Raw genomic sequence first — 236 nt, forward strand, 5'->3', positions numbered from 1 at the left:
CGGTCGACGGCACCACCTTGATGTCCAAGGGCATGCCCAACGCGCTCTCCGTTCTGGCTGTTGCCGAGCGCGGCGCGATGTTCGAGCCGTCGGCCGTGTTCTACATGGAGAAGATCGCTGTCGGACCGGATGCTGCAGCTGTCATCGACATCAGCGCACCGATCGCCGAGAACATCAAGCGCGTCGCCACGGTCAAGAAGGCGTCGGTCTCCGACATCACGATCTGCATCCTGGAC

The 236-nt window shown here is 62.7% G+C and carries 1 protein-coding gene; it reads left to right on the top strand.

All coding sequences use genetic code 11. The features are described 5' to 3' along the window. On the top strand, positions 1-236 hold a 236-nt coding region (locus QM596_RS29610), incomplete at both ends, for a fructose-bisphosphatase class II (RefSeq protein WP_283310604.1).

It is taken from the genome of Rhodococcus sp. IEGM 1406, from assembly GCF_030056745.1.
Taxonomy (GTDB): Bacteria; Actinomycetota; Actinomycetes; order Mycobacteriales; family Mycobacteriaceae; genus Rhodococcus_F; species Rhodococcus_F erythropolis.